19 protein-coding genes are annotated in these 16342 nt (G+C 67.9%); 11 read left to right on the forward strand and 8 right to left on the reverse strand.

Features of this window, described 5'->3' with window-relative positions; all coding sequences use genetic code 11:
* Positions 1-4: 4 nt before the first annotated feature.
* From ACFPOU_RS13535 to ACFPOU_RS13545, 3 genes are read right to left on the reverse strand one after another with little or no spacing between them, the layout of a single operon-like run.
* A complete protein-coding gene (locus ACFPOU_RS13535; RefSeq protein ID WP_379722467.1) occupies positions 5-1015 on the reverse strand; it encodes an SIS domain-containing protein in 1011 nt (336 codons plus the stop codon).
* Between the two features lie 8 nt (positions 1016-1023).
* Positions 1024-2109 (reverse strand): N-acetylglucosamine-6-phosphate deacetylase, encoded by a 1086-nt coding sequence (gene nagA, locus ACFPOU_RS13540; protein WP_379722063.1) that lies wholly within the window; start codon positions 2107-2109, stop codon positions 1024-1026.
* Positions 2106-2981, reverse strand: coding sequence for a glucosamine kinase nucleotide-binding domain-containing protein (locus ACFPOU_RS13545; protein WP_379722065.1), 876 nt, complete (start codon positions 2979-2981; stop codon positions 2106-2108). The genes nagA and ACFPOU_RS13545 overlap by 4 nt, the downstream gene beginning before the upstream one ends.
* 384 nt (positions 2982-3365) lie before the next feature.
* Between ACFPOU_RS13545 and ACFPOU_RS13550 the strand changes: the two genes are divergently transcribed.
* From ACFPOU_RS13550 to ACFPOU_RS13575, 6 genes are read left to right on the forward strand one after another with little or no spacing between them, the layout of a single operon-like run.
* A complete protein-coding gene (locus ACFPOU_RS13550) occupies positions 3366-3551 on the forward strand; it encodes a hypothetical protein (RefSeq protein ID WP_379722067.1) in 186 nt (61 codons plus the stop codon).
* Positions 3548-4015 (forward strand): hypothetical protein, encoded by a 468-nt coding sequence (locus ACFPOU_RS13555; protein ID WP_379722069.1) that lies wholly within the window; start codon positions 3548-3550, stop codon positions 4013-4015. Before ACFPOU_RS13550 ends, ACFPOU_RS13555 begins: the two co-directional genes overlap by 4 nt.
* A 6-nt stretch (positions 4016-4021) precedes the next feature.
* Entirely contained in the window at positions 4022-5617 is a 1596-nt protein-coding gene (locus ACFPOU_RS13560; protein ID WP_379722071.1) for an ExeA family protein, read from the forward strand.
* Positions 5618-6406, forward strand: coding sequence for a general secretion pathway protein GspB (locus ACFPOU_RS13565; RefSeq protein ID WP_379722073.1), 789 nt, complete (start codon positions 5618-5620; stop codon positions 6404-6406).
* Positions 6393-6932: a molybdopterin-guanine dinucleotide biosynthesis protein B gene (gene mobB, locus ACFPOU_RS13570; RefSeq protein ID WP_379722075.1), complete on the forward strand. Its 540-nt coding sequence runs from the start codon at positions 6393-6395 to the stop codon at positions 6930-6932. The genes ACFPOU_RS13565 and mobB overlap by 14 nt, the downstream gene beginning before the upstream one ends.
* A gap of 40 nt (positions 6933-6972) precedes the next feature.
* Positions 6973-7173, forward strand: a complete 201-nt coding sequence (locus tag ACFPOU_RS13575; protein WP_379722077.1) for a YjfB family protein — start codon at positions 6973-6975, stop codon at positions 7171-7173.
* A gap of 99 nt (positions 7174-7272) precedes the next feature.
* On the opposite strand, the gene ACFPOU_RS13580 is transcribed toward ACFPOU_RS13575, so the two are convergent.
* The 3 genes from ACFPOU_RS13580 to fumC all read right to left on the reverse strand — a co-directional run bounded on the left by ACFPOU_RS13580 (position 7273) and on the right by fumC (position 9367).
* Entirely contained in the window at positions 7273-7557 is a 285-nt protein-coding gene (locus tag ACFPOU_RS13580; RefSeq protein WP_379722079.1) for a DUF883 family protein, read from the reverse strand.
* A 107-nt stretch (positions 7558-7664) separates the two neighbouring features.
* Positions 7665-7877: an RNA-binding S4 domain-containing protein gene (locus ACFPOU_RS13585; RefSeq protein WP_379722081.1), complete on the reverse strand. Its 213-nt coding sequence runs from the start codon at positions 7875-7877 to the stop codon at positions 7665-7667.
* A gap of 95 nt (positions 7878-7972) precedes the next feature.
* Positions 7973-9367, reverse strand: coding sequence for a class II fumarate hydratase (fumC, locus tag ACFPOU_RS13590; RefSeq protein ID WP_379722083.1), 1395 nt, complete (start codon positions 9365-9367; stop codon positions 7973-7975).
* Between the two features lie 86 nt (positions 9368-9453).
* Here fumC and ACFPOU_RS13595 point away from each other — a divergent pair, with 86 nt between their 5' ends.
* A complete protein-coding gene (locus ACFPOU_RS13595; protein WP_379722085.1) occupies positions 9454-10638 on the forward strand; it encodes a FimV/HubP-related protein in 1185 nt (394 codons plus the stop codon).
* A gap of 427 nt (positions 10639-11065) precedes the next feature.
* Here the strand turns inward: ACFPOU_RS13595 and ACFPOU_RS13600 are convergent, their stop codons facing one another.
* On the reverse strand, positions 11066-11347 hold the full coding sequence (locus ACFPOU_RS13600; RefSeq protein ID WP_379722087.1) for a flagellar protein FliT: 282 nt from the start codon (positions 11345-11347) through the stop codon (positions 11066-11068).
* Between the two features lie 299 nt (positions 11348-11646).
* Between ACFPOU_RS13600 and ACFPOU_RS13605 the strand changes: the two genes are divergently transcribed.
* From ACFPOU_RS13605 to ACFPOU_RS13615, 3 genes are all read left to right on the forward strand, one after another.
* Positions 11647-13722, forward strand: a complete 2076-nt coding sequence (locus ACFPOU_RS13605; RefSeq protein ID WP_379722089.1) for a M13 family metallopeptidase — start codon at positions 11647-11649, stop codon at positions 13720-13722.
* A gap of 111 nt (positions 13723-13833) precedes the next feature.
* Positions 13834-14502, forward strand: a complete 669-nt coding sequence (locus ACFPOU_RS13610) for a class I SAM-dependent methyltransferase (RefSeq protein ID WP_379722091.1) — start codon at positions 13834-13836, stop codon at positions 14500-14502.
* A 35-nt stretch (positions 14503-14537) separates the two neighbouring features.
* Positions 14538-14714, forward strand: coding sequence for a CsbD family protein (locus ACFPOU_RS13615; RefSeq protein ID WP_379722093.1), 177 nt, complete (start codon positions 14538-14540; stop codon positions 14712-14714).
* A 90-nt stretch (positions 14715-14804) separates the two neighbouring features.
* Here the strand turns inward: ACFPOU_RS13615 and ACFPOU_RS13620 are convergent, their stop codons facing one another.
* Positions 14805-15908: an AI-2E family transporter gene (locus tag ACFPOU_RS13620; RefSeq protein ID WP_379722095.1), complete on the reverse strand. Its 1104-nt coding sequence runs from the start codon at positions 15906-15908 to the stop codon at positions 14805-14807.
* Positions 15909-16103: 195 nt separating this feature from the next.
* Here ACFPOU_RS13620 and ACFPOU_RS13625 point away from each other — a divergent pair, with 195 nt between their 5' ends.
* Positions 16104-16283, forward strand: coding sequence for a CsbD family protein (locus ACFPOU_RS13625; RefSeq protein ID WP_379722097.1), 180 nt, complete (start codon positions 16104-16106; stop codon positions 16281-16283).
* Positions 16284-16342: the final 59 nt, after the last annotated feature.

Genomic DNA, 16342 nt, shown 5'->3' on the forward strand with positions numbered 1-16342 from the left:
ATCCTTAGCTGGTCCTGGTCACTTTGCTCAGGTGGCGCGGCCGGTCCGGATCGAGGCCGCGCGCTTTCGACAACTGCGCCGCCATGACATAGAAGGCCTGGATGGCGACGATCGGGTCGAGGTCGGGCGTGGCCGCCACCGGCAGCGTCAGGTCGCGCTTCGGGATATCCCCGGGCGCGGCCAGCAGCACGCGCGCGCCGCGTCCGCGCATCTCCGTTGCCAGCGCCACCAGGCCCGCCTGGGCCGGACCGCGGGTGGCGAAGATCAGCAGCGGATAGCCGTCCTCGATCAGCGCCATCGGGCCGTGCTTGATCTCGGCGCCGGAGAAGGCTTCCGCCTGCAGGGCGGAGGTTTCCTTGAGTTTCAGGGCCGCTTCCAGCGCGATCGGAAAGCCGATGCCGCGTCCGACGACCATGATGTTGCGCGCCGGCGCCAGCACCTCGAGCGCGGCCGACCAGTCGATCCGGGACGCGGCGCGCAGGTCGCCGGGCAGGGCCGCCAGGCCGGCTTTCAGGTCCGCGTCGTCCTGCCATTCGGCGACCAGGCGCGCACCGGCGACCAGGCTCGCGATGAAACTCTTGGTGGCGGCCACGCTCTGCTCCCTGCCCGCATGCAGGGGCAGGGCCCAGGCGGCGGCCTGCGCCAGCGGCGACCCGGTATCGTTGACCAGGGCCACCGTGGTGGCGCCGCCGTCGCGAAAATAGCGGACCGGCTCGACCAAGTCCGGGCTCTGGCCCGATTGCGAGATCGCGATCGCCAGCGTGTCGCGCGTCACCAGCGGCGACTTGTAGAGCGTGACGAGCGACATCGGCAAGGACGTCACCAGGCGCCCCAGGCGCGACATGACCAGGTAGGCGACATAGCCGGCGGCATGGTCGGAGCTGCCGCGCGCGACGGTCACGGCGCTGTTCAAATTGGTCGAGCGCAGCGTGCGGCCCAGCGCCGCGTAGCGCTCCCCGTCCTGCGACAATTGCAGGGCGACGCAGTCGCCGGCGGAGACGGCTTCCTGCAGCATGAGCGAAGTCACAGCGCTTCTCCTTCGATATACACGGCCTTGATATTGAGCCCGCGGTCGAGCACGACGAAGTCGGCGTGGCAGCCGGGCGCGAGACGCCCGCGCAGCGCTTCCCCAAGGTAGTCGGCGGCATTCGTCGAGACGCGGCGCGCAGCGTCCTCGATCGACAGGCCGATCCGCACGAGGTTGCGCAGGGCGCCGTCCATCGTCAGCGTCGAGCCGGCCAGGGTGCCGTCGGCCAGGCGCACGCCGCCCATGCATTTGTGGACGACCTGGCGCCCCAGCATGTAGTCGCCGTCGGGCATGCCGGCGGCCGCCGTCGAATCGGTCACGCAGAACAGTTGTGGAATCGCGCGCAGGGCGACCTTGATCGCGCCCGGATGCACGTGCAGCAGGTCGGGGATGATCTCGGCATACCGGGCATGCGCCAGCGCTGCGCCGACCATGCCCGGGTCGCGGTGGTGCAGGCCCGGCATCGCATTGAACAGGTGGGTGAAGCCGGCCGCGCCGTGTTCGAGCGCGGCCACGCCGTCTTCATAGGAGCCGCTGGTGTGGCCGATCTGGACGCGGATGCCCGCGTCGCTCAAGTGGCGCACCAGTTCCAGGTGGCCGTGGATCTCGGGCGCCACCGTGATCACGCGCAGCGGCGCGAGGCGCTCGTAGGCCTCGACCTCGAGCAGCGTGGCTTCCTTCGCGAACGGCGGCTGCGCGCCGAGCCTGGCCGCGTTGATGTACGGGCCTTCCAGGTGCACGCCGAGGATGCGCGCTTCGCCCTTGCCGCGCTCCTTGCAGGCGGCGCCGATGGCGCGCAAGGCGCGCTCGATGTCGTCGGGCGGCGCGGTCATCGTCGTCGCCAGCAGGCTGGTGGTGCCGTGCCTGGCGTGCAGCGCGGCGATCACGTGCGGCGCGTCGCCGCCTTCCATCATGTCGCGCCCGGCGCCGCCGTGCACGTGGACGTCGATGAAGCCGGGCAGGATGTAGTCGTCGCCGTTCGCCACCGGGTCGACCGGGCCGCCGTCGACGGCGTCGATGCGGGCGCCGAAGCGCAATTCGCCGCCGATCCAGCCGCCGGGGGTGAGGATGTTGCCTCTCATCGGGTGTCCTTGAGGTGGCGCTCGATCATGAAGAGGGCGCCGCGCGCGGAATCGCCCTGGGGAGGCAGGCAGCGTGCGCGCGTGTCCGGGGGCAGCCAGGCCAGCAGCACGTCGCCCAGGCCGCCGCACAGGGCGAGGGGCAGGGCGCCTTGCGGATCGAGGGCGGCGGCGATGCTCGCCACTTCGCGTCCGGCGTGTTCGAGGATGGCGCGTGCCACCGGGTCGCTCTCGCCATGCAGCACGACGAAGCGCGCCAGGCCGGCGTAGGCCGTCTGGTTGGCGCGGCCGAGCCAGATCTGCACCGCGTCGCGCTCCCCGCCGCAGGCGGCGATCACGTCGCCGGCAAAGGCGCCGCCCGTCACGCGGCCGTCGAGCACCTGTTCGATGTGGTTCAACGCGCGCAGGCCCATCCAGGCGCCGCTGGCTTCGTCGCCGGCCGGGAAACCCCAGCCGCCGACTTCGACCTTGCTGCCGTCGGCGCGCATGGCTTCGCCCACGCTGCCGGTGCCGATCGCCACGATCGCGCCCGGCGCGCCGCCATGGGCGCCCATCAGCGTAGTGAAGCCGTCGGTGTCGAGCACGAGCGCGGCGAAGCCGGGATCGGCGGCCACGAACCGCGCCGCCCAGTCCTTGTTGTGCACGCCGGCAAGCCCGAGGCCGATCGCCATCGAGGACAGGGGCGGCAAGCCGACGTCGGCCACCGCGCAGGCTTCGCCGATGGCCGACAGGATGGCGGTCCAGGCATTGTCGAGGCCGTGCGAGAGGGCGGAGGGGCCGGCGCTGGCCTGGGCCAGTTCGACACCGTTGGGATCGGCCAGGCGTACGCGGGTACCGGTGCCGCCGCCATCGACGCCGATGAGATATTCGATCATGGGAAATAGGTGCTGGGGAGGTCCGGGCACTATAGGGAGGCGAGTTCTGCTTGTCAACAGGTAGCTAATTGGTATTGAACTTCTGCATGGCGGTCGTGACGGACGACCCTTGCTTCGAATAAGGTTCCTGTGAAGGAGGGGCGGTGCAGGTGGTATTTGAATTGGTATGGCGCGCGGCATGATCCGGCGCTGGCCGCCACGCGCCGCGCGCCGGACCCGCCGACGTTCACACGGCCGGCGCCGGCGCGCGCGCAGGTCGAAGCGTGGTTCGAGCACAACGATCCGCGACGCTGTCCGGTGCGTCCGGCGGCATCCCGCCGCTCCCCGGCGCTGCCTTCGGGGGCGGCAGGTGTCATAATGGGCGGGTCGAGTAAGGAGAAACAAGTGATTCGTTATATGGGCACGCGCAAGAATGGCGAAGGCGCCACCGTCTACGTGTTTATCGTGAACGGCCTCGAGAAAGAGGTCCGCGAGCACGCGCTCAAGCAGCATCCGGGCTGCTACGAGGCTTTGCCGGCATCGGCCAAGGCGAAGATCGCCGCCAACCGCAACTGGCTGTCGAAGCTGTGAGCGGCAAGCGCCGCGCCGCCGGCGTGCTGCTGGCGTTCGCCTGCGCCGGCGCGCAGGCGCTGCCCTCGACGTTCGGACCCGTCATCGGCGGCGCGCTGCTGTGCCGCAGTCAGCTCGACAATGCCTATTTCCATGCTTACCTGAGCACCGCCCTCGGTCCTTCCACCCGGCGCGAGGGCGGCGCGCACTGGTTCAAGGGCGACGCGACCCTGTGGGGCAAGCAGGTGCTCGACGTCATGGTCAGCGACGACAGCAATCCGATGGTGTTCGTCGCCGCCGTGATCGATGCCGAGCCGGAGGAACTGGAAGCGGCGATCCGCGCGAGGGCGGGATTGCGCCACAAGGCGGCCGATGCCTCGGCCGCGCCATTGAGGGTGGCGAACCCGGGCAGCGTCATCGCTTATCACCAGGGCAAATCCAAAATATACTGCGCCAGGTATAAACCTCTTCCGCCAGGCCGCTAGACCAGCATGTACACCAATTACTTCAAGCTCAAGCAGGCGCCGTTCTCGATCGCCCCCGACCCGCGCTACCTGTTCATGAGCGAGCGCCACCGCGAGGCGCTGGCGCACCTGCTGTACGGCATCAACAGCGGCGGCGGCTTCGTGCTGCTCACCGGCGATATCGGCGCGGGCAAGACCACGGTCTGCCGCTGCTTCATCGAGCAGGTTCCCGAAAATTGCCGGCTCGCGTATATCTTCAATCCGAAGCTTTCCGTCGGCGAACTGCTGCAAACGGTCTGCGAAGAGTTCGGCATCGCCGCGCCCGGCGGCGCGGGCGGCAAGGATGGGATCAAGGGCTATGTCGATGCCATCAACGCCTGCCTGCTCGAATCGCACGCGCAGGGGCGCAACAACGTGCTCGTCATCGACGAGGCGCAGAACCTGGCGCCCGATGTGCTCGAACAGTTGCGCCTGCTGACCAACTTGGAAACGAGCGAACGCAAGCTGCTGCAAATCATTCTGATCGGCCAGCCGGAACTGCGTACCATGCTGGCGCGTCCGGAACTGGAACAACTGGCGCAGCGCGTGATCGCGCGCTACCACCTGGGACCGCTGTCGCAGCTGGAAACCGGCGCCTATATCGCGCACCGGATGGCGGTGGCCGGCGCCCAGGGCGCGCCCGTGTTTCCGGCGGCGATCGTGCCGCTGGTGCACCGTGCGACCGGAGGCGTGCCGCGCCGCATCAACCTGCTGTGCGACCGCGCGCTGCTGGGCGCCTATGTCGAGAACAGCGGCACCGTCACGCGCACCATCCTGAGAAAGGCCGCGGAGGAAGTGTTTGCGAACGAAGCGGCGCCGCTGCGCACGGCGCGCTGGCCGCTGGTCGGCGCAGGCCTGCTGGCGGGCGCCGCACTGAGCGCCGCTGCGGCCTGGCAAGTGCTGCCGCCGCTTGCCGGGCCGGCGCCGGCCAGGGCGGATGCGGTGGCAAAGGGCGCCGCCGCGGCCGCCGCCCCTGCGCTGGCCGGCGCGCCGCGCGGCCATGCCGACGAGGCCTCCGCCCTGCGCGCCCTGGGCGCCTTGTGGGGCGCGCCCTTGCCGCCGGGCGAACCCTGCCAGGCCGCGCTGCGGCTCGACCTGCGCTGCCATGCGGGGCGCGGCGGCATCTATGAACTGCGCCAGCTCGACCGTCCGGCCGTGATCGTGCTGCGCGACGGACCCGCCACCAGCCATGCGGTGCTGGTCGGCATGGACGAGCGCAACGTGACCCTGCTCGCCAAAGGCAAGCGCGAGCGTGTCGACCTGGCCGCGCTGGTGCCGCGTTTCACCGGCGAGTACACGACTTTCTGGAAGGTGCCGCGCGCCTTCCGCGACCGGCTGGCGCCCGGCGACCAGGGCGTGGACGTCGACTGGCTGGCCGCGCGCCTGGCCCGGCTCGGCGGCGCCGCCGCGCCGGCCCCGCAGCAGCCTTTCGATGCGCGCACCGAGGACTTGCTGCGCAGCTTCCAGGCCAGGCAGAATTTGAAAGCGGACGGCGTCGCCGGACCGCGCACCTACATGCGCCTCAACCAGCTGACCGGGGTCGCCGAGCCGCGCCTGCTCGCCGCCGCCAGGACGGGATACTAAATGTCGTACATTCTGGAAGCACTCAAGAAGGCGCAAGCCGAACGCCAGCTGGGCAATGCGCCCGGCATCCATACGCCCCAGCCGGTGCATGCGCCGGTGGTGGCGGCCGGCGCGCAGCGCAAGCCGCTGCTGGTCGGCCTGGGCGCGGGCGTGGTCGTCGTGGCAGTGGCGGCGGGACTCATGTGGCGCGCACGCACCCCGGCGGGCGCGCCTGCCGTGCTGGCGCAGGCCGGCAAGGCCGCGCCCGGCGCGTCGGCGCAGTCCGTGCCGGCGGCGCCAGCGGCCATGCCGGTTGCGCCGCCTGTGGAAACGCCGCCGGCGTCCGGTACGCCGGTGCCGCCCGCGCAGCCTGCCAGGGTGGTGCGCGACACTGCCCCGCTTGCGCCGCCGGCCGCCCTCCGGCCCACGACAGCGGCGGCGCCGCACGTTGCCCCTGTCGCGCCAGCGCCGCCGGTGGCCGCGCGCGAAGCCGTGCCCGAGCCGGTCTACCTGCCGGCGCCGGCGCGCTCGCCCGAACCTGCGCCGGCACCGGCCCGCGCGCCCGATCCGATCGTCGAGGAACACCTGCGCACCCTGCAGCAGCTGCCCGAGGCGATCCAGCGCGAGGTGCCGAAGGTGGCCGTCGGCGGCTATATCTACTCGCCCAATCCCGCGGACCGGCTGCTGCTGGTCGACAAGATGCTGCGCCGCGAAGGCGAAGAGCTCGCGCCCGGCCTCGTACTGGAACGCCTGATGCCGAAATACGCGGTCATGAATTTCCGGGGCACCCGTTACCGTGTCGGCTACTGATCCGGTGGCGGGCGCCGTGCTGGCCGTGGTCGGCTGGTCGGGCAGCGGCAAGACGACGCTGCTCGAATTCCTCGTCGCCCAGCTGGCCGGGCGCGGGCTGCGCGTGAACGTGGTCAAGCACAGCCACCACGACATCGAACTGGAGCCGCCGCAGAAGGACAGCGCGCGCCTGCGGATGGCCGGCGCGGCCGAAGTGATGATCGCCTCGCCCTACCGCTACGCCATCCTGCGCGAACTGCGCGGCCAGCCCGAGCCGCCGCTTGCCGAGCAGCTGGCGCGCCTGTCGCCGGGCGACTTGACCCTGGTCGAAGGCTACAAATGGGAACCGCTGCCCAAGCTCGAAGTGTATCGCCCGTCGCTGGGGCGGGCACCCCTGTTCCCGGATGACCCGCTGGTCGTGGCCGTGGCGTCCGACGGGCCGGCGCCCGCGGGGCCGGGGCCGGCCTGGCTCGACCTGAATGCACCCGAGACGGTGTTGGACTGGCTGATCGACTGGATGCTGAGGCAGGCTAAAGTTTCCGCGTGACAAGCCGTTAAAGGAGGACAACCCTCACCAGGAGACTCGAATGAACGTCACCGGCATCGCCGCTTTGTCCACCACTATCGCCGAGACCGGCCGCAAGGAGGAAGTCGCCGTCACCATGCTCAAGAAGCAGCAGGACGCGCAGAAAACGGCCATCACCCAGATCCTCGACGGCATCACGCCGCCGCCGGCGCCGCAGAACCTGCCCCCGAACCTGGGTAGCAAGATCAACACCACGGCATAAATCCTGGCCGGCGCATGGGGCGCCGGCGGATCCGCACCGAGGACCCGTCCTCGCAGCGGATGGAATGCAAGCGCGGCGCCCGATGGCGCCGCGGTGACTTCAATGGAAGGCGCGCAGGACGCGCTCTTCGCCGGAGAGGCCCGCGCAACTCTCGGCGGCCAGGCGGGCCGCTTCCATCATGCGACTGAGCTGCGCATCCTCGAATCGCTCGAGTTCCTCGTTGGCGGCATTCAAGGCCATCGCCAGCTTGGCGCGCGCGTTCTGGTAGAGGACGCTCGTATATTGGTCGGTGTTTTTCAGCAGTTCTTGTGCGTTCTCGATGACGAGGCGCAGATCGCCGATAAGCCGTTCCTGCGTTTGCGGATTTTCTTCCGGGGTTTCCATTGCGTTCACCCTTAAAAGACGATTGGTCACGTCTTAAAATTAAAACAAGGACCACCCGTCGCGTTTGTCTGCGCGCAAACGTGCGCCGTAGAGGCCGGTAGTCCCTCCTATTGAACTGCAATCCGCACGTCGCCGACCGTCACCGTCTGACCGGTACGAATCTTGGCGGTCTTGCGCAGTTCTTTCTTGCCGTCGACCGACACCACGCCACTGGCCACCATGTTCTTGCCGGCGCCGCCGCTGTCGCACAAGCCCACCAGTTTCAGCAGCTGGTTGAGTTCGACGAACTCGGATGTCAGTTCGAAAGTTGTCTTTTGCATATTATCCTCGGGGAGAATTATGGAGCGCACGGTTGGGCTCGCCTCAGCAGGGTGCCGGGGCGGGGCTTGCGCAAGCGCGCGCCCGCGCGGGCCGCTTACTCGGGATCGGGACGCGTCATGTTCATCGGAACGATCCACTGGTCGAACTGTTCCTCGGTGACCAGGCCCGATTGCCGGGCCGCCTCGCGCAGCGTGATGCCCTCGTGCTGCGCATGCTTGGCGATCCGCGCGGCGGCATCATACCCGATGTGCGGCGTGAGCGCGGTCACCAGCATCAGCGAGCGCTCCATGAGTTCGCCGATCCGGGCGCGGTTCGGCTCGATGCCGCGGGCGCAATGTTCGTCGAAGGAGCGCATGCCGTCGGCCAGCAGGCGCGCGCTTTGCAGGAAGTTGTGCGCGATCATCGGCTTGAACACGTTGAGCTCGAAATTGCCCTGCGAGGCGCCCACCGTCAGCGCCACGTCGTTCCCGAACACCTGGCAGCACAGCATGGTCAGCGCTTCGCACTGGGTCGGATTGACCTTGCCCGGCATGATCGAACTGCCCGGCTCGTTTTCCGGGATCGTGATCTCGCCCAGGCCGGAGCGTGGCCCGGAGGCCATCCAGCGCACGTCGTTGGCGATCTTCATCAGCGCCGTGGCCAGCGTCTTGAAGGCGCCGTGGCCCGACACCAGCGCATCGTGTCCGGCCAGCGCCGCGAACTTGTTGGGCGCGGTCTTGAAGGCGAGCCCCGTGCGCGAACCGAGTTCGGCGGCGATGCGCGGCGCGAACTCCGGGTGCGCGTTCAGGCCGGTGCCGACCGCCGTGCCGCCGGCTGCCAGCGACAGCAGGCCGGGCAGGCAGGTGCGGATCGCGCTTTCGGCGAATTCGAGCTGGGCGACGTAGCCCGAGAACTCCTGGCCGAGCGTCAGGGGCGTGGCGTCCTGCAGGTGGGTGCGGCCGATCTTGACGATGTCCTCGAAATCGCGCGACTTGACCAGCAGCGTGGCGCGCAGGCGCGCCAGCGAGGGCAGCACCTTGTTCGCCACCGCCTGCGCCGCGGCCACGTGCATGGCGGTGGGGAAGATGTCGTTCGAGGACTGGCCCATGTTGACGTCGTCGTTCGGGTGCAGCAGGCGCGCCTCGCCCCGTTCGCCGCCGATCAGCTCGGAGGCGCGGTTGGCCAGCACCTCGTTCATGTTCATGTTGCTTTGGGTGCCGGAACCGGTCTGCCAGACGGCCAGCGGGAATGCGTCCGGATGGCGGCCTTCCAGCACTTCGTCGGCGGCGGCGATGATGGCATCGGCCTTGTCGCGCGCGAGCTTGCCGAGCGACCGGTTGACGGCGGCCGCGGCACGCTTGACCTGGGCCAGCGCGGCGACCAGTTCCGGCGCCATGCGTTCGGTCGAGATATCGAAGTGATGCAGAGAACGTTGGGTCTGGGCGCCCCAGAGTCGCTCGGCCGGGACCTCGATCGGGCCGAAACTGTCTTTTTCCATCCGGATTTCCATGGCTTGTCCTGTTTATTCGACGCGGGAGCTAAAGAGTGTATCCGAACACCCGTTAATGACGCTTAGGCTACAAACTTCTTCCCGCCATGGCGTTTCGCACACTGACCCTGTTTTCAAGCCTGTTGCTGGCGGCCGCGACGGCGGCCGGCCACGCCGCCGAACTGGGCGACGCCCAGGTGCGGTCGCACATCGGGCAAGCGCTCGTGGCGGACGTCGAGCTGACCCTGGTCGAGGAACCCGGCAAGCCGGTCGCCGTGCGCCTGGCCCACGCGGATGTGTACCGCGGCGCGAACATCGCCATGCCGCCGGTCCTCTCCAGCCTGGCCATGACGGTGATGCGGCGCGACGGCCGCCAGTTCCTGCATCTGACCTCGCTCAAACCGGTCGAGAGCCGCCATCTCCACCTGTACCTCGAGCTGGCCGACGGCGGCCAGCGCAGCGTGCGCCTGGTGACCCTGTGGCTGACGCCGGACCCGAACCCGGCGCCGCCGCCGCCGCCCGTGCCCGAGACGCCGAAGCTGCAGCCGGCGCCCCAGCTTCCTGCCCCGGCCCGCGCGCCGGTGCCGGCGCCGCGCCTGGCCGCTGCCCTGCATGCGGGCGAGGAATACGTGGAAGCGGGCGGGCCGACACCGCCCGTGCCGCGCAAGGCCGCGCCCAGGCCGGCGCCCGTGAAAAAAGCGGCTGCTCCCATGAAAGCCGCGGCCGAAGCGCCCAGCTGCGCCCCGCAGGCGCCCAGCGCGCATGTGGACGCCTGCGTCGCGCTCGGCGAGAAGAATACAGCGCTGCATCGGCAACTGGACCGGCTCGAAGACAAGGTCAAGCTGCTGCAAGGCACCGCGCCGCCGGCGCCGCCGCGGCCCGTCGCGGCGTCCGCCCCGGCGGCGCAGGCGACACCCGGCGACGCCCCCACGGGCGCGCCGCGCATCCACCGCAAGCCGAAGAAGGCCGAGCCGCCCGCACCCGACACCCCATGGCAGCTGATCGGCGCCGGCCTGGCCGCCATGCTGGCGCTCGGCGCCCTGGTGCTGATGCTGCTGCGCCGCCGCCACGGCGCCGGCTTCGGCAAGATCGCGGCGCTGCACAAACCGGCCAAGCTGCCGAAGGCGGCGCCGGTACCCGGCGCGCCGACGCCGCATTTCATGGCGGCGGTGAAGGCGCGCCTGATGCCGGGACGGGGCAAGGGAACGCCTTCCAAGGCGGCCGAACCGGTCCTGGACGACGCGATTTCCCAGCCGGAACAGGGCACGCACGAATCGATCACACATCCTTAAAATTTGCGCTATACTGAATTTGTTGGTTATCAAAACCACAAAACGAAACAGAGTTCGGCGCAGCCACCACCGATAGCGTGGCGCGGGTACCGGATGTACGTCGCGAGACGCCTGTTTTCGGAAGCGGTCACGCTGCCAACAGCGGCAGCGGACGCCGGATGCAACCGGCAAAGAGGCAACACCGGGACGACCTGGTGTTGCTCTCCGAATTCATACGCAACCCCTTGCGTAGCAAACAAGCGCCTGCGGGCGCTTTTTTGTTGTGCGTCCACTCGGCGCACGCTTCGGGAGTGCGGACCCGTCGGCAGGGTGGTGCGGGAGGGCTCGGTCGGCATGCTCGCTCCCTCCGTTGCGATTGCAGGCGTCTTTCGTCCAGACGTAAAAAAAGCGCCCGCAGGCGCTTGTCGTACGACGCGGGGAGGGCGGTTCAATGCGCGCGCATCGCGCGCTCCAGCTGGCCCATCCATGGCTCGGTCACGTCGCGCACGGCGCGGTCGTTGGCCATGATCTGCTTGAGCAGGTCGATCTTGCGCAGGCGCTTGGCGCCTTCCAGCGGCGGCACGCCGCTTGCCGTCGCGCCCGCCTGAGCCGCGCACTGCGCCTTCAAGCTGTCGAAATGCTTCCAGTCACCCGATTGCGCCGCGACCGCCATCTTGCCCGTCAAGCCAGCAATATTTTCGTACATCGAGAGAACTTCGTTGGAGGTCATGTTAGTGCCGCGACAATTTTTTTTCGGCTGGATTACCGGTTGTCCTCCTTTTACGGCAGGGCGCGGTGGAACTTTAGGGGTATTTGCGAAAATAATTGAAAAGTTTTTCCAGCCGCGCGCTCCGGTCGCCGGGGGCGTCGGCCGACGCGCCATGCGGACAGGGGAGAGCGGTACACTGACCGACACGTCGCGGCCAGAACTTCGGACCGGATGCGCTGGCCGCCTTGCCGGCAGCGCTACCGTGATGCGTCATCCGGTCCTTATATTGTCATCCAATCCTTCATCATTCGAGGAAAAGCATGCAGACTCGCTGGACACCGACGACCACCGCCATCGTTCTGGCCTTCTGCGGTGGCGCCCTGGGCGCGCCGGCGATCGCCGCAGTCCAGGCAGGCCAGGCGGTCCAGGTCGCGCCGCCCGCCGACAAACCCGCCCCAGGCAAGAGCGCCGCCATGACGGTGCTGCCGGGCGACGACTTCTTTACCTGGGCCAATGGCGACTGGCTGGCCAGGACCGAGATCCCGGCCGACCGCGGTTCCTGGAGCGCGATGGGCGCCCTGGCCGAGGATACCAACGAGCGCATCGCAACAATGATCGAGGAACTCGGCGCGGCCAAGGGCACGAGCGGCGAAGCGCGCAAGGTGGCCGACTTCTACGCGGCCTACATGGATGAAGCCGGTATCGAGAAGCGCGGCCTGGCGCCGCTGAGACCCGTGTTGGCGAGTATTGCCGGCATCAAGGACAAGGCCGGCCTGGTGCGCGCGCTCGGCGGCTCGATCCGCGCCGACGTCGATCCCCTGAACGCCACCAATTTCTTCACCGAGAACCTGTTCGGCCTATGGGTGGCGCAAGGCCTGGCCGAACCGTCCCGCAACCTGCCTTATCTGCTGCAGGGCGGTCTCGGCTTGCCGGACCGCGCCTATTACCTCGAGAACAATGCGCGCATGGCCGAGCTGCGCACCCGGTACCAGCAGCACATCGCCGCCATGCTCAAGCTGGCCGGCATGGACAGGAGCGACGCGCGCGCCGCGCGCGTCTTCGAACTCGAGCTGGCGCTGGCGCAGACCCACGCCACGCGCGAGGAGTCGGCGAATATCCAGAAGTCAAACCATGTCTGGACCATGCAGGATTTCGCGGCCAAGGCCCCGGGTGTCGACTGGAACGCCTTCTTCAGGGCGGCCGGCTTGTCCGGCCAGGACCGCTTCCAGGTCTATCACCCGGGCGCCATCGTCGGCGCGGCCAAGCTGCTGGCCGACGCCGACGTCGCCACCTGGCGCGACTACCTGGCTTTCCACAAGCTGAACCAGTACGCAGGCCTGCTGCCGAAGGCCTTTTCCGACCAGCGCTTCGAATTCAATGGCAAGGCGCTGAGCGGTGCTCAGCAGCAGTCGGGGCGCTGGAAGCGCGCGCTCGGCGCCACCAATGCGGCGATGGACGAGGCCGTCGGCAAGCTCTACGTCGCCCGTTATTTCCCAGCCGAAAACAAGGCCAAGGTACAGGCAATGGTGGCCAATATCATCGACGCCTTCAGCCGCCGTATCGACAAGCTTGCGTGGATGGCGCCGGCCACCCGCGCGCATGCCCAGGCCAAGGTGAAAGCGCTGTATGTCGGCATCGGCTATCCGGAGCGCTGGAAATCCTACGACGGCTTGCGCGTGGTCGCCGGCGACGCCTTCGGCAATGCGATCCGCGCCGAGGAATACCATTATCGGCAAGAACTGGCCAAGCTAAAACGCAAACCCGACCGCACCGAATGGGCCATGCCGCCGCAACTGGTCAACGCCGTGAATTTGCCGCTGCAAAACGCGATGAACTTCCCGGCCGCGATCCTGCAGCCGCCCTTCTTCGATCCAACAGGGTCCGAGGCCGCCAATTACGGCGCGATCGGCTCGATCATCGGTCACGAGATCAGCCACAGCTTCGACGACCAGGGCGCACAGTTCGACGCCCAGGGCCGGCTGCGCGACTGGTGGACGAAGGAAGACCTGGAACACTTCAGGGCCGCCTCGCGCAAGCTGGTCGCGCAGTATGGCGCCTATCGACCCTTCCCGGACCTGGCCGTCAACGGCCAGTTGACGCTGAGCGAAAACCTGGCCGACCTGGCCGGACTGGAGGCGGCCTACGACGCGTTCAAGACCACGCCGGGCGGCAAGACAATGAACGCCGACCGCGCGTTCTTCACCGGCTTCGCCCAGGGCTGGCGCAGCAAGACGCGCGAAGCCGCGCTGCGCCGCGCCGTACTGACCGACGGCCATGCGCCATCGCGCTACCGCACCTATATCGTGCGCAACCTCGATGCCTGGTACAAGGCCTTCGACGTCAAGCCGGGGCAGGCCCTGTACCTGGCGCCGCAGGAGCGCGTGAAGATCTGGTGAGCGCCGGCGGCACGGCGCGCCGCGCCGTCGGCGGGCATCGGTTATCCTGTGCCGAGGCGGCGTGCCATCCCGGCCGCGCCGCGCCATTCACGATTGCCATTCACGATTGCCATGACCGACAGCTCCGACGACCGCCTTGACGAACTCTCCCGGCGTACCCTCGCGCATTACGACCACACGGCGCGCGAGTTCTTCGCCGGCACGATCGACCACGACGTCAGCCAGAACGTGACGGCGCTGCTGGATGCGATCACCGCGCCCGCGCCCTACACGCTGCTCGATTTCGGTTGCGGTCCGGGACGCGACCTCAAGACCTTCACCGCGCTCGGACACCGCGCCATCGGCCTCGACGGCTCGGCCGAATTCGCCGCCATGGCGCGCGCTTACAGCGGCTGCGAAGTCTGGCAGCAGGATTTCCTGCATCTCGACCTGCCGTCGGCGTTCTTCGACGGCGTGTTCGCGAACGCCTCGCTGTTCCATGTGCCGAGCGCGGCGCTGGACGGCGTGCTGGCACAGCTGTATGCCGCCCTGAAACCCGGCGGCGTGCTGTTCAGCTCGAATCCACGGGGGCACAACGAAGAAGGCTGGAACGGGCCGCGCTGGGGCAGCTACTACGATTATCCGACCTGGGAACGCCACCTGGTCGCGGCCGGTTTCCTTCCACTGCAGCATTACTACCGGCCGCCCGGCTTGCCGCGCGAACAGCAGCCCTGGCTGGCAAGCGTCTGGCGCAAGCCAAATGTTAATCAACGAACAGAGGAACGTGACAATCGCGCCTAAGCTGGACCCTCGTTTTCAACCGAAGAGGACTCATCATGAACGAGGACCAAATCAAGGGCAAGGCCAAGGACATCGGCGGCAAGATCCAGCAAAAGGTCGGCGAAGCCGTCGGCAGCCGCCAGCAGCAGTCGGAAGGATTGTCGAACCAGGCTGAAGGCAAGGTGCAGGAAAAAGTGGGCGACGTGAAGGATATCGTCAAGGGCAAGCGCTGATTTCTGCGCCGTACATCCACCAAGCCGCGCCGTGGCGCGGCTTTCTGTCGTGCGTGCCCGCGCCTGCGAACGCGCCGGCCGCCAGTCCGGCTAGGACTTCGGCGACTCGTCCACCTTGTCTCCCAGAACATCTTCCACGTACAGCATCTGTACCAGCACCTTCAGCGCCGCCGCCAGCGGCGTGGCCAGCGCCACCCCGGCAAACCCGAACAGCGTGCCGAACACCAGCTGCATCACGATGGTCAGTGCCGGCGGCAAGTCGACCGCGCGCGATTCGATCAGCGGTTGCAGTACATAACCCTCGACCAGCTGCACGCCGGCGAACAGCAGCACCGTGTACAGCGCCAGGTCCGGACTGATGGAGAACGCGATCAGCACCGCCGGTGCGCCGGCCATGATCGGCCCGAGGTAGGGCACGAAATCGAGCAGGCCGGCGATGATCCCGAGAATCAGCGCCAGCGGCACGCCGAGCAGGGACAGGCCGATCGCCGTTGTCGTGCCGACGATCAGCATCGACACCGATTTGCCCAGCAGCCAGCTCGACAGCGTATGCCCGATCTTCTGCAGGACCTGGCGCGCGCGCTGGCGTTTCGACGGCGGTACCAGCTTGATCACCCCGCTGGTGTAGAGGCGCGGCGAGGCGGCGAAATAGATGCCCACGAACAGGATGATGACGACGTTGCCGATCGCTCCCAGCACGCCGCCGAAGAACAGCCCGGCGTTTGGCACCAGCTGCGACATCTGCTTGACGATCTGCTCCGGCGGCGGCAGGCCGGCCAGGATTTTCTTGAGGATCGGAGACGCGTTGACGGCGCTGTGCAACTGCTGCAGCGACTTCGGCACCGTGTCGGCCAGCTTGGCCGACTGCTCGGAAATTTGCGGCGCCATGGCCCAGCCACCCACGCCGATGACGGCGAACAGCAGCAAGACCACCACCCCCAGCGCGTACTCGCGCTTGAGCTTGATACGCTGCGCCAGCATGGTCGATAGTTCATACAGCAGGACTGCGCACAGGATGCAGGCAAATACCAGCAGCAGGGCATCGGCCGCGAACCAGAGTGCGGCAAGCGCAAGTATGAAGAGGACGCTGACGCCGTTGACCAGGGCGGTGCGCTTGACCAGCGTATGTTCCTGTTGCGGCGTGTCGGTCGTGCCCTCGGCTGGGGCGGGGGAGGAGTGGGCAGGTTCGCGCATGATCGTCATTGATTAACAAAAGAATAATCAAACATTACCACCGGTGCCGGCATTTCGGCGCATGGATGGGGGGCAATTGTGTGGATAAAATATTCACATCTTGTGTGCGTCGCCGAACAGATCGCTGGGCTCCGGATGCGTAATCTGGACCCATCGCGTCGTCACCCGACCACGCTGCCCAACCAGGAGATCACCATGAACAAAGACCAAGTCGAAGGCAAACTGCAAGACATCGGCGGCAAGATTCAGGAAGAAGCCGGCAAGCTGGTCGGCAACACCGAACAGCAAGCCAAGGGCCTGAAGAACCAGGTCGAAGGCAAGACCCAGGAAAAGTATGGCGACGTCAAGGAAAACTTGAAAGACGCCACTAACTGATGTCCGGCGCCGCCCTGCGCGGTGCCGCGAAAATGAAAAGGCCCCGGCGTCGACACGCC

The sequence above is a fragment of the Massilia jejuensis genome (genome assembly GCF_042656795.1).
GTDB classification, from domain to species: Bacteria; Pseudomonadota; Gammaproteobacteria; order Burkholderiales; family Burkholderiaceae_D; genus Telluria; species Telluria jejuensis.